Origin of the sequence: Nonlabens sp. Asnod3-H03, from assembly GCF_045063665.1 — a bacterium.
Taxonomy (GTDB): Bacteria; Bacteroidota; Bacteroidia; order Flavobacteriales; family Flavobacteriaceae; genus Nonlabens; species Nonlabens ulvanivorans.
Genome location: NZ_JBEFOD010000008.1, coordinates 1,961,966 through 1,974,386 on the forward strand (window position 1 = coordinate 1,961,966; position 12,421 = coordinate 1,974,386).

Sequence of the window (12,421 nt, forward strand, 5' to 3'; positions counted from 1 at the left end):
TTATATACCTTACCTACGCAGGATTACTAGATGCAGTTTTAATTCTATTGTTAAAACTCTCTTAATGTCTAAATAATCATCCCAATACATAAAAAAAGCGACTCACCTATTAGTGAGTCGCTTAAAATCAAATACTTAAAGCACTATTTATTTCTCTAGCCAGTTTTTAAAATCTTTTACTCGTTCTCTACTTACTATTAAGTCCATCTCCTTAAAAGAATTTATTTTGATCTTGAGGCGCGAGTTAGTATAAGATATCATATCATCTATTGCATTTACATTTATTATCGCTTGTCGAGATATGCGGAAAAACTGAGCTGGATCTAGTTCTTTCTCTATCGCTTCTAGTTTATCATCTATAAGGTAGTTGCGACCATTTTCTAAGTTTAGATAACTACCTTTATTCTCAGAATAAAAAAGTTGTACATCGTCTGTATTAAACAATTTAAGATGTTCACCTACTTTAGCAGTATATCGTTTCTTATAAACACGATCTACAGGATTACCTAACATTTTTGCTATTTCATTAAAATCTATGTGCTGTTTTTTCTCGCTTTCGCGGAAGCGTACTTGAAATCGCTCTACTGCTGCTTTTAACTCATCCTCATCAATAGGTTTTAATAGATAATCAATACTGTTAAGCTTAAAAGCTTGTAATGCATACTCGTCATATGCTGTGGTAAAAATTATAGCACTATTGATGTCCACCTGATCAAATATTTCAAAAGACAGTCCATCACTTAATTGTATATCTAAGAAGATTAGATCTGGTGCAGGATTATTCAATAAATATTCTACTGACTCGTGTACAGAATGTAGCATCACCTCTGGCGTAATACCGATATCTGCTAACATGCGATTTAATCTTCTGGCAGACGGTTTTTCGTCTTCTATGATTATAGCTTTCATATTAATCTTCTTTATCTAAATATTCTTTAATCTTACGTTTTTCCCATTTTTTACTTACAAATGGGTTCCACTTAAAGACAATCATCCACTGGATAAAGATGCCCATTCCCCATGGTAAAACAAAGAAGTTAATAAAATAGTTCACACTAAAGTCAATGTATAGCACTACCGCAAGGAATATTAAATTCATCACCACAAAAATGATCAAGTGGTTATAAAGACCTTTAATATTTCTAACTTTTCTCTTTGCCTTTTCTAACTCGTCGCTCATCATTATTGTTTTTCTTGTTCCTCTATAAACTGTTTAAGTTTACGCTTTTCCCAATCTTCACTTGTAAATGGATTCCATTTAAAGACGACTAGTGCATGAATAAATAGTCCAATTCCCCAACCTAATAATGTAAAGGTTATAAAGAACCTTAAATCACCATTAAAATAAAGTACCGCTGCTAGAATTAACAAATGAATGATAATAAATACAATCAGGTGATCATAAAACCCTTTGATATCTTTGACACGTTTCTGGGCTTTTTCACGTGCTTCTTGCTCGTTAAATTTAGATTCCATAACTAGTTATTTAAACGTTCTTTTTCCATTAATTCCTGAATCTTGCGCTGTTCCCAATTCTTACCCGTAAATGGATTTGCGCTGAATGTGCCTAGTGCGTGACCTAGTAGACCTATTCCCCATCCACCTAATGGAAATAAAAACCATGCATATTCCCATTCATTTTGATAATAATTGAGTGAAGCGATGCCTATATTAACTACGATATAGATTAATAAGTGGTTATAAAATGATCTAATCTCTTCAACTCGAGCCTTTGCTCTTGTGTAACGTTCTTGATATGTTTCTTCTTTTTTCATCTTAAAAGTTTTTATCGTTCATTAATTCTTCGATTTTACGGTCTTCCCAGCCTTTACCTAGAAACGCATTGTTTTCATAAGTGCGTAGGTATTGAAATACTAACCCTATACTCATACCTATCGCAGGGAATATCACCCATGGAAAGTCTGATGTAAAGTAATTGATAGCGGCTAGAAAAAGTAAAATACCTACTGTCTTAACAACATCATCGTAAAACTCTTTAATGCTGGCCACTCGTTCTTTTGCTTTGATTAATTTTATGTCTTCTACTGGTGTCATGTCTTCTATATTTGCGGTTAATACATCTTGTGATTTAATTAGAATAGGAATTTGTACTCTGAAAAACTGATCATCTTGTGCGATGCTCATTTTACGTTTAGTCAGTAATTGATACCTAGACGCTATATTTTGTAGTCCTACACCACTACTAGTATTAGCTACTTGCTTTTTCTGTAAATTATTTTCAATAATCAATTGATTATTATCTTCATAAATGCGCAACTTTAACGGTTTACTATCACTTACAACATTGTGCTTTACGGCATTCTCTAGCAGTAACTGTAAGGATAATGGTACTACCTTCATCTCGGGATTTGAGCTTTTTTGTGGAATATCTATTTCTATACTATCTTCAAATCGGGTTTTAAGTAAACCTACATAAGCCCTAGCAAAACTCAATTCTTCATCTACAGTTACAAGTTCCTTATTACGTTGTTCTAGTACGTACCGATATACTTTAGAAAGCGATGTCGTAAATTTAGTAGCCGCTTTAGGGTTTTCTTCAATTAAAGAGACGAGCACATTTAAACTGTTAAATAAAAAGTGAGGATCTAACTGATTTTTTAAAGCGTCAAATTGTGCAGTTGCAGATCTTGCAATAACTTTTTGTTCATTTACTTTTTGAGTTTGAGACAATCTATAGAAGTAAATAGCATGATAGATAAGTGTCATCACTAGGGTAATAAATAACCCAAACAAATACCAATCTATAGACTGATTACTCACAAAGCTATCCCAGCTACCTCCATAGATGACCACATAAGTAAAAAAGTTAAGTATGGTTAATAAAACCATAGTAATGATTACTGATCCTGCTGCACCAAGAACAATACGTTTTAAAGTATGTTCTTTCCAAGAATACTTTTTGGTCATTAAATCAAACCACCATTGATTTCCCACTGTTAATACGAGAGAAAACATAAAGTTGATACCAAAACCTTCTATTTCTTTTACGATGGTTAAAAAGCCACCTCTCATGTATGCATTAATTAAATTAATGACAATAGAGATAACTATACCTGCGATTATAAATTTTATGAATTTCTTAAATGACATACTTTCTGTTTGTAATTCTAAAAATACTTTATTCGTTTAGAACATCACAAATATGAAGCAGTCTTCTCTTTATATAAAGTCATAATAACCCAATTGTAGAAAAACACAACTCAATTGTAAAAAATCACTCTTCGGCTATTATATTTAGCTTTTATAATACATTTCTTGCATGCCCATTTTTAATCTTTTCCGTAAAAAGTCACCAGCTCCATCCACAGATCATTGGGATGAAATACTATTAGAACATGTCAACTTTTTTGAAAAACTCGAGCCTCGAGAACGATTGTTTTTTAAACTGCGCATGCAGGCTTTCTTAGATGAGATTGAGATTGAAACTATAGAAACAGAACCTACAGAGACAGATGCTTTATTAATAGCGGCAAGCGCAATCATTCCTGTTTTTCAATTTCCAGACTGGCATTATAGTAACTTAAAAACAGTTATTCTTTTACCAGAACATTTTAATGAAGATCTAGAATTTGAAGGTCATGGAAATGGAAGACGTATTTTTGGTATGGTAGGAACTAGTAAATGGAATCATAAAATGATACTTTCTAAAGAAGCACTTTACCATGGTTTTAAAAATGAAACCGATAAATTAAATACCGCTATACACGAGTTTGTACACCTTATTGATAAAATGGATGGTACTATTGATGGTATACCTCATGCTTTATTAGAACAATCATACGTCATACCTTGGATTAACTTAATGCATGAAGAAATGGAACGCATTAATAAAGATAAATCTGATATACGTCATTATGGTGGTAGTAGTCAGATAGAGTTTTTTGCGGTTGCAGCAGAGTATTTTTTCTCGAGACCCAAATTAATGAAACGCAAACATCCAGACATCTATCAAATGTTGTCAAAATGTTTTACGCCAGATGAAGAATAATTAATAAATACCTAACATTATTAAATCAAGGCGATAGTAACTTGCCAAAAAAATAGATTCATGCGTTTTATCATCACTTTCTTAGTATTTCTAGTAGCTTTTACTGCACAAGCAGACGATTGGGGAAAAACAGGTCATCGCGCTACTGGTGCGATTGCAGAGCAATACCTCAATAAAAAAGCTCGTAAAGCGATTGCCCAGTTACTTGATGGAGAATCCCTTGCCTTAGTATCTACTTATGCAGACGATATTAAGAGCGATACGCTATATAGAGCCTATGGACCACAGCATTATGTAAATGTACCATTTGACAAAACGTATGACACACATCCACATAGTGAAAAAGGTGATATTATACAGGCCATAGATCACTGCATCGCTACCTTAAAGTCAGATACTGCCACTAAGGAAGAAAAAGCTTTCCAACTGCGTCTATTAGTTCATTTTATAGGTGATCTACACCAGCCATTACACACAGGAATAAGTGAAGATAAAGGCGGCAACGATTTTCAAGTACGATGGTATAGAGATGGAACAAATTTGCATCGCGTCTGGGATTCTCAAATGATTGAAAGTTATGGGATGTCCTATAGTGAACTAGCCATGAATATGCCACAACTTTCCAAAAAAGAACGCAAAACTATGGCTAGTGGTACCCATAGAGACTGGTTAGAAGATAGTCGCATAGTGGTAAAAGATATTTATGCAAATACTACTGTAGGGCAAAAACTGGGTTACAGGTATATGTACGATTATTTTGATGTCCTTAAAGGACAATTGCAGAAAGGTGGAGTACGACTAGCGGCATTACTCAATGAAGTATTAGGATAGGATTTTAGTTTATGCTTTCGCGAAAGCGTAATTATTAAAATCTTATATATTTACTAAATGAATCTTACCTACGACAAAACCAGAGTTAACAACTTCACTGATGCCGTATTTGCTATAGCCATGACATTGCTTGTATTGGACCTCGCAGTTCCTAGTTATCAAGCGATACAGACCAAAACCTTTGCTTTTAATATTACCCAACTGATTCCTAACTTTATAGGATATACAGTTAGTTTTATTGTGATAGCCGTTTATTGGGTTAGTCACATGAATATTTCTAAGCATATTAAACATTATACTACATCGGTACTGTGGATCAATATCATGCTATTGTTTATGGTAGTATTAATGCCGTTTACAACAGCTTTCTATTGCAAAACATTTTATATAAACGAACCATTTATGGTGTATTCTGCGAATATAATAGCACTCAGCTTGTTCAAATATTTAATGGTATATAGGATTCAGAAAGATGGCTTATTAAATAATCCTAAAGAAAAGATCACCCTACAATGGATTAAGTCTAGAGATCTAGCAGCGAGTTTCATATGGTTACTAGCGATAATCGTTTCTTTAAAGTTTGTAATCCTCTCTAGATTTACACCTATCCTATTATTGCCTTTACTTAAATTTATTGACATAGTTTATAGCCGTAAAAGTACCCGACGTGGTAGACGTAATTCTCGTAAGAGTAAAAAATAAACTGTACGATGTAAAAAGCCTTTATCAGACGCTTTTTTAGTAAATTAGATTTATGAATAAAATTGAAATTCGTACCGTAGATGTAGTACGATATGTACAACCTTTAAGAGAAGGCGGCTCACTACCAGCCATCGTTAAAGCAGATGATGGCTTTCTCTATGTCATAAAATTCAGAGGTGCTGGACAAGGTAAAAAAGCTTTAATTTCTGAATTTATAGGAGGAGAAATGGCTCGCTCTGTAGGTCTTAACGTACCTGAAATCGTGTTCATGAATCTAGATGACTCTTTCAGTAAAACAGAACCAGATGAAGAGATACAAGACCTACTTAAATTTAGCGTTGGTTTAAATTTAGGATTACATTTTTTAACTGGCTCTATAACTTACGATCCATTAGTAAGTGAAGTAGATGCTCTTACTGCCTCAAAGGTGGTACTCCTAGATAGTATTATTAGTAATATAGACCGCACTGCAAAAAACACTAATTTATTGCATTGGAATAAAGAATTATGGATCATTGATAATGGCGCAAGCTTTTACTTTCATCACGACTGGAGCACCTGGGAAAATCATTTAACAAGAACTTTTCCATTAATTAAGGATCATGTTTTATTATCTAAAGCAACTAAACTAGAAGAAGCTGCTGCAATTATTAAAAAATCACTGAGTCTAGAGAAGATTACAGATATAATCTCAAGTATTCCCGCAGACTGGTTGACAAGTGAAACAGACGAGATGACTGGTCTAGAGATGAAAAATGCCTACACTTTATTTTTAAAGACGCGTTTATCTAAAATTGATGCACTTATTAAAGAAGCTATAGATGCAAGGTAGATTTACATTTGAATACGCTGTTATAAGAATAGTTCCTAGAGTTGAAAGAGAAGAGTTCTTTAATGTAGGTGTGATTATGTTTTGCAAGCGTAAAAAATACGTAGGTATTAAATATCACATTGATTTAGATAAATTAAAAGCCTTTGATCCAGATGCCAACATTACAGTTTTTGAAGATTACCTTAAGGCGTGGAAATTAGTTTGTGATGGAAGTTTATCAGGTGGTAAAATAGGAGCTATGGAACTATCTGATCGTTTCAGATGGCTATCTGCTTGTAGGAGTACGATTATTCAAAGTTCTAAAACACATCCAGGTCTAACCGATGACCCTGAAAAAACATTAGAGGAATTATTTGAAGATTATGTACTTTAAAATCGTCTTATCTTATTCCTTATAGCGTGTTAGAATTGTTTTGCTCAAGAACCAATTTAGGTAGCATCGTATTTAAAAAAGATTCTAACAATATTACATCACACTTTATGAATTGGATTTTATTAGTCATTGCAGGTTTATTTGAAGTAGCTTTTGCTACCTGTTTAGGAAAGGCAAAAGAAAGTACAGGTATACAGACTACCTACTGGTATATAGGCTTTATAGTGTGTCTATCTATAAGTATGATATTGCTAGTTAAAGTGACTAAAGAACTACCTATAGGAACCGCTTATGCCGTATGGACAGGAATAGGTGCTGTAGGAACAGTCTTATTAGGTATTATAGTCTTTAAAGAACCTGCGACTTTATGGAGATTATTCTTTATTTCAACATTAATAATATCTATTGTAGGTTTGAAAGTCGTCTCTAATTAAATGATTTCACGATAAAAAAACCTCAACGACAATATGAATTGTCATTGAGGTTTTAAAACTGATGATTTCTCAACTTTTATTTAAAGAAATGTATGAACGACTTCTCCAAATTAATATGAGCTGGTTGAGGAAACTCTGCATGCACAATAATAGCGTTCTCATGATGCTGCTCTAGTTCACTCAATACTTTTCTATTTAATAACAAGATGGTAGAATTACCATGATGATCCATTTTATCTAAAATGGTTTTTCCATTAAACTCACATATCCAATGAGTCTCAGACATATTCTCTTCATAGAAAACTTCAATTGTAGGCACTTGATAGTAGTTGTGTTCACCTATATCCTTAAGATCAAAAACTAGACGTAGTAATCCGCTTTCTAAATTCACCACATCCTTTTCAAAACCCATCGTAGCAAATGATAGCTTACCACCGCTTAAACCTTTAAGTTTTACTTTAATTTCTCCTTGATTGATTTCTACGTTATTCATGTTATTAGTTTTTGTTATTCATTCAAAATTAAATAACAGCTTCCTTAATTAACATGATATTTGTCATCCTATAAATGAGGTTTTAAAGATGATCTTTTAGTATTACCTGACAAATAGCTGGACAGTATTCACCGCACTTGCATTAGCCGGTATACCACCATTCCATTGATTAACACTACCTATAGAATAAAACCAACTACCCGAATTTACAGAACCATCTATGTATGTGTTACCACCTGATAATTCTAATCCACCCCAATTACTGTTAGTCATACTAACGCTTATAGGATTATAACCAGCAACAGGTCTAATTCCCGAAGCACTACTTCTAGGATCAAGAGTTTGAGACCAATGATTTGTTAAACCTAAAGTTGGGTAATGTAACCTGAACTCATAATCTGATCCGCTTATAAGCTCATCAAGTTTGCTTAAAATAGAATATTTATTAGTCGTTAAACCAGGTGAAGCAATGTTGAATTCATTGGCTTCCGTGTTGTTTGCCCAGTAACCACCAGCGGTATTATGATTGAATACCAGTGTCCATCCACCACCATCATTTGTCATATCACAATAGCAATCATAAGCAGGATTAACACCAGCACCATCTGGATCTATCGTATAAACTCCATCTGTAGTAGAACCTGCGTTATAATAAGCTAGACAATTAGGCTGAACTGTGGTTATATTAATGCTTGTAAGACAGGTATCTCCTCTACCCGTGAAGGTTATTGTAAAATCATCTGTTTGTTGAAGAATAGGTGTTCCTGAACCAGTAAGAGTGATTGTATTTACACCTATATGAGTAAACACACCAGAACTCGTAAAACTATAACCATTTACAGTATTGGTATTGATGGTGTAGGATTCAATTACATTAACAATAACATCAATGGTTATTGTATTGCTCGCGTTTAAAGGATTACCAGCTACATATGTACCGTTTACAGATGTAGATGAACAGACTAATGCATTTACCGGTGTCTCACTTAAACAACCAGACCACGATGTACCCTTGTAATATTGAAAACAATCACTATCTAAATTATAGATAAAAAGACCTTCGGCAGGAGTTGTGATGGCATCTCTTTCTGTTGTGGTCATTCTGGGAAACAATACACCATGAGTGGTCGATTCTATATCTAAAATAGACGACGGTTCTGGTAAAATGGTACCTATACCTACTTGAGAAGAAGCCAATAAATGATTTAAAATATAAAGAACTGTAACGCAATAAAATTTGAGCATCTTTTTTAAGATAAAATATGAGCAATATTTAAGACTCAAATATAGTGTTTACCAAGTAAGTACGTAAAAATTCCCACAAAAATCTCTAGAAATTACAAACATTGTAGAATTCAAAATGATAGTGCTATATCTTTAATAATTAGACCACTATATGAAGTTTTGATTATTAATTCAATAGTGAACGACCTTCATTTATCCTTACCAGAAACCTTTAAGATTTAATTCTAGAAACTCAACTGTACCTTATCCAACTTAATCTCACTTAACAATTCAAGCTTACCGTCCATAAAAAGTTGATCCATTTGTGATAAATCAGGATCTTGAATAGCTTCTTTATAATTATTATAATCTTGGATAGTTACTCCATTTATGTTCCTGTGGTTAACGCTTTAGTAATTATAAATCACAAGTCTCCCAACCTACTCAACTGTCTTCCTCTCGCTGTGCTCGTCGGAGACAATAATGGCAAAGCTGTAAAACCTCTTGAGCTATAGTCAGCTTGTACTTACCCAATACACGCCAGCCGCTAGGAAACAAACAAGAACGTTGTATAATGGCGATTGAGACGTTTTAAAGGCTTATAGCGAGGCTGTAATCATTCATAAATTCAGTAACTTCACAACCAATAACCAACATACAAAAGGTCAACGCGTACCGGCTAAAACGCCTCACTCGCCTTATACCTTTGCCATTGTATGACATTTGACCAAACACTATGAATAGAACAGAATTATTTGACAAACTTTTACAAAACCGACTTGATAACCCAAACGGATTTTTAAGTATGTTGACTTTATCTGAACGTGAGTTTGATACAACTGACGAAAATATGGTTGAATCAATCGTTGATGAAATGATTGAAAACAATTGGGTTGAGCCATCAAATCATAGCAAGTTTGACGTAAAGATAAAATACGACGGACAACAAGTGATTGAAAAATTTGGTTCTTATTCATCTTTTTTACGTTCTGAAAATGTTGCCCAAAAAAAGGCGCAAAGGAGAAAAATAACCCCTGTTGTTATTAAAATTGGTATTGCTATCATATTTGGTTTATCTACAGCTATTTTAGGATGGTTAAATTATATCGACAATAAAAAAATTGACAATCAACAAACTGAAATAGAGGCGTTGGAAAAAACAATTGACTCATTACAAACCGAATTAAAAAAACGGCATACAACAACGGCTATAATTCAGCGTGGCGATAGTACTAAAACAAAGGACATTAATAATAATTAGCTTGATTTCTATGCGGAATAATCCTGCGGATGATTCCACGCCGAAATCATAGCCAAGACCGTTCTACACCATTTGACAACGCATTGAAAATTTTTAGTAAAAACAATAATCCAGAACACGAAAATCGATTAAGACTTCAAAAATTAGTCGATAATGCAATGAAATCTGACATTCCAACTGGATGGAAAAAAGAAACATTTGCTGTTGGAGGATTAAGCGAAGTTGGATTTTCAAAAAATCATCCTGAATTGTTATTAATTGTTTCAAGTCAAGGTCGAGGAATTATTGACTGTTCGAAATTTGAATTGACCGAAAGAGATTATAATACCGATTTTGATTGGTTTAATTCTTATGAACTTTGGTCTATGGGAATTGGAAAACTGGCGGATGAAAAAATAACTGTTAGTGGATTATGTGGAGGCGGATTACCACTCTTAAGCAAATTTGGAGACGGAATTCAATATATGGCAACTGAATGGCCAATAATTGACTTAATATTTGAACCGAATTTTAAAAGTATATATAAAGAAGATGATGGAAAACATTGCTTCCGAATCTTTCACGATTATGAATTAAGAGCTTTCGGATTTTCATCCAATGGAGAATATTTTATTACAGCGACAAGTAGTGAAATAAACGTATATCGAAAAGAAAAAAAGGTGTAGAACACTATATATAGCAAATAGGGCGATTAGTGTTTAACCGAAAGGTTGTTGTCTATTTGCAAAGTCGCCAAATCTTTTGATTTGGTATTAAAAGAGAAAAATTAAAACAAAATAAAAAGATTTGGCTTGTGGCTAAACCGAAAGTAATCGCTTATTTTCTGCCCAACTTGCCATATATTTAACGTTCTAGTCCATTGCCTGCGGCCGTAGGTTTTCGCTTTTGTAATTTATAATTACACTCTTGGGATTAGAAACTATAGAACTGCAATAACGCTGCAAAAGATCAACCAGCTTTAGTAATTATAAATCACAAGTCTCCCAACCTACTCAATGGACTAGAATGGCAAAGCTGTAAAACCTCTCGAGCAATAGTCAGCTTGTACTTACCCAATACTCGCCAGCCGCTAGGAAACAAACAAGAACGTTGTATAATGGCGATTGAGACGTTTTAAAGGCTTATAGCGAGGCTGTGATCATTCATAAATTCAGTAACTTCACCAACCAATAACCAACAAAAAAAGGTCTACGCGTACCGGCTAAAACGCCTCACTCGCCTTATACCTTTGCCATTGCCACCAATTAGAGAAATGACGAAACAAGAAATTTACGAAAAAGCAAATAGCGTTATTGGAATTGGAGGAATGACAGGAAATGAACGTCTTTCTGCGAGTGGATTAATGACGTTGTTTGATAAAGCAAAAAAACACGATAAGTATTTAGCAAGAACAATATTGCAAGCATTAAAATTTGATGAACTTTCGATAAGCCGAATTATTGGCTATTCAATAGATGCTTTGAAATATCCAAATGCTTGGGATTTTCCGAATCAAAACTCAAACGGAATTGAAAATGGAAATTACGCAACTTTGGAATACTCAAACCTAAACGAAATTGGAATGGGAGCACCTTTGAGCGGAATATGCAAACTCAAAACGAATGAATCAAAAGTAATTTTAATTAGCGAGAAATGTGGTGGACCTGCAATTTGGACAAGAAATGGACAGAAAACTGCAATTCCGATTTGGGATAAATCATTTTTTGGTGGAACATTTCAAAGAATTGGACTTTTAGATTTGGAAAAACAAACGCTGACTAAATACAAGAAAAAATTTCGAGTTTTGGATTTAAGGTCATTTAGCGGAGATTTAATTATAGGATTTGACAGTCCAATTCACAGAATGAAAAAAGTTGAATTTGATTATAAAAACGAACCGATTGAAACAGTTGTCGGAATAAAATAACTGGTGGCAACAACGTGTATAATTTATTGCTAGTTCTAGCCTACTTACGAAAATCCTCGCGGATTTTCTATTCGATTTTTATTTGCTAACTTAGTTGCCTAACCACGCAACAAACCATATACAAACACGTTCTAGTCCATTGCCTGCGGCCGTAGGTTTTCGCTTTTGTAATTTATAATTACGCTCTTGGGATTAGAAACTATAGAACTGCAATAACGCTGCAATAGATCAACCAGCTTTAGTCATTATAAATCACAAGTCTCCCAACCTACTCAACTGTCTTCCTCTCGCTGTGCTCGTCGGAGACAATAATGGCAAAGCTGTAAAATCTCTAGAGCTATAGTCAGCTTGTACTT

At 33.9% G+C, this 12,421-nt stretch carries 16 protein-coding genes; 9 read left to right on the plus strand and 7 right to left on the minus strand.

Translation table 11 applies throughout. From position 1 onward, the window contains the following. Positions 1-147: 147 nt before the first annotated feature. The 5 genes from ACJJVI_RS12180 to ACJJVI_RS12200 are packed head-to-tail and all read right to left on the minus strand — an operon-like array spanning position 148 to position 3,111. Positions 148-909 carry a LytTR family DNA-binding domain-containing protein gene (locus tag ACJJVI_RS12180; protein ID WP_042272630.1) on the minus strand — a complete coding sequence of 254 codons (762 nt, stop codon included), beginning with the start codon at positions 907-909 and terminating at the stop codon, positions 148-150. A 1-nt stretch (position 910) separates the two neighbouring features. After that, positions 911-1,180, minus strand: a complete 270-nt coding sequence (locus ACJJVI_RS12185) for a 2TM domain-containing protein (protein ID WP_036582023.1) — start codon at positions 1,178-1,180, stop codon at positions 911-913. Positions 1,181-1,182: 2 nt separating this feature from the next. Beyond that, positions 1,183-1,476: a 2TM domain-containing protein gene (locus ACJJVI_RS12190; RefSeq protein ID WP_036580851.1), complete on the minus strand. Its 294-nt coding sequence runs from the start codon at positions 1,474-1,476 to the stop codon at positions 1,183-1,185. Positions 1,477-1,478: 2 nt separating this feature from the next. Continuing rightward, positions 1,479-1,775 carry a 2TM domain-containing protein gene (locus tag ACJJVI_RS12195; protein ID WP_397299014.1) on the minus strand — a complete coding sequence of 99 codons (297 nt, stop codon included), beginning with the start codon at positions 1,773-1,775 and terminating at the stop codon, positions 1,479-1,481. 1 nt (position 1,776) lies between these two features. After that, positions 1,777-3,111 carry a histidine kinase gene (locus ACJJVI_RS12200; protein ID WP_405352162.1) on the minus strand — a complete coding sequence of 445 codons (1,335 nt, stop codon included), beginning with the start codon at positions 3,109-3,111 and terminating at the stop codon, positions 1,777-1,779. Positions 3,112-3,280: 169 nt separating this feature from the next. Between ACJJVI_RS12200 and ACJJVI_RS12205 the strand changes: the two genes are divergently transcribed. From ACJJVI_RS12205 to ACJJVI_RS12230, 6 genes are all read left to right on the plus strand, one after another. After that, on the plus strand, positions 3,281-4,009 hold the full coding sequence (locus tag ACJJVI_RS12205; RefSeq protein WP_405352164.1) for a zinc-dependent peptidase: 729 nt from the start codon (positions 3,281-3,283) through the stop codon (positions 4,007-4,009). A gap of 60 nt (positions 4,010-4,069) precedes the next feature. Then, positions 4,070-4,840, plus strand: coding sequence for a S1/P1 nuclease (locus ACJJVI_RS12210; protein WP_036580861.1), 771 nt, complete (start codon positions 4,070-4,072; stop codon positions 4,838-4,840). Positions 4,841-4,897: 57 nt separating this feature from the next. Next, positions 4,898-5,542 (plus strand): TMEM175 family protein, encoded by a 645-nt coding sequence (locus ACJJVI_RS12215; RefSeq protein ID WP_405352166.1) that lies wholly within the window; start codon positions 4,898-4,900, stop codon positions 5,540-5,542. A gap of 52 nt (positions 5,543-5,594) precedes the next feature. Next, positions 5,595-6,374, plus strand: coding sequence for a HipA family kinase (locus ACJJVI_RS12220; RefSeq protein WP_405352168.1), 780 nt, complete (start codon positions 5,595-5,597; stop codon positions 6,372-6,374). Beyond that, positions 6,364-6,747 carry a DUF3037 domain-containing protein gene (locus ACJJVI_RS12225; RefSeq protein ID WP_317291189.1) on the plus strand — a complete coding sequence of 128 codons (384 nt, stop codon included), beginning with the start codon at positions 6,364-6,366 and terminating at the stop codon, positions 6,745-6,747. The genes ACJJVI_RS12220 and ACJJVI_RS12225 overlap by 11 nt, the downstream gene beginning before the upstream one ends. A gap of 107 nt (positions 6,748-6,854) precedes the next feature. Beyond that, entirely contained in the window at positions 6,855-7,181 is a 327-nt protein-coding gene (locus tag ACJJVI_RS12230) for a multidrug efflux SMR transporter (RefSeq protein ID WP_042248945.1), read from the plus strand. Positions 7,182-7,257: 76 nt separating this feature from the next. Here the strand turns inward: ACJJVI_RS12230 and ACJJVI_RS12235 are convergent, their stop codons facing one another. Together ACJJVI_RS12235 and ACJJVI_RS12240 are read right to left on the minus strand one after the other, a co-directional pair. Further along, positions 7,258-7,674, minus strand: a complete 417-nt coding sequence (locus ACJJVI_RS12235; RefSeq protein ID WP_348020999.1) for a hypothetical protein — start codon at positions 7,672-7,674, stop codon at positions 7,258-7,260. 102 nt (positions 7,675-7,776) lie between these two features. Beyond that, a complete protein-coding gene (locus tag ACJJVI_RS12240) occupies positions 7,777-8,919 on the minus strand; it encodes a fibrinogen-like YCDxxxxGGGW domain-containing protein (RefSeq protein ID WP_405352171.1) in 1,143 nt (380 codons plus the stop codon). Between the two features lie 715 nt (positions 8,920-9,634). Between ACJJVI_RS12240 and ACJJVI_RS12245 the strand changes: the two genes are divergently transcribed. From ACJJVI_RS12245 to ACJJVI_RS12255, 3 genes are all read left to right on the plus strand, one after another. Further along, positions 9,635-10,159: a hypothetical protein gene (locus ACJJVI_RS12245; RefSeq protein WP_405352173.1), complete on the plus strand. Its 525-nt coding sequence runs from the start codon at positions 9,635-9,637 to the stop codon at positions 10,157-10,159. A 29-nt stretch (positions 10,160-10,188) separates the two neighbouring features. Further along, positions 10,189-10,824, plus strand: a complete 636-nt coding sequence (locus ACJJVI_RS12250; protein WP_405352175.1) for a hypothetical protein — start codon at positions 10,189-10,191, stop codon at positions 10,822-10,824. 587 nt (positions 10,825-11,411) lie between these two features. Continuing rightward, the gene (locus ACJJVI_RS12255; RefSeq protein ID WP_405352177.1) at positions 11,412-12,065 is read left to right on the plus strand and encodes a hypothetical protein; all 654 of its coding nucleotides are present in this window, start codon (positions 11,412-11,414) and stop codon (positions 12,063-12,065) included. Positions 12,066-12,421 lie beyond the last annotated feature (356 nt).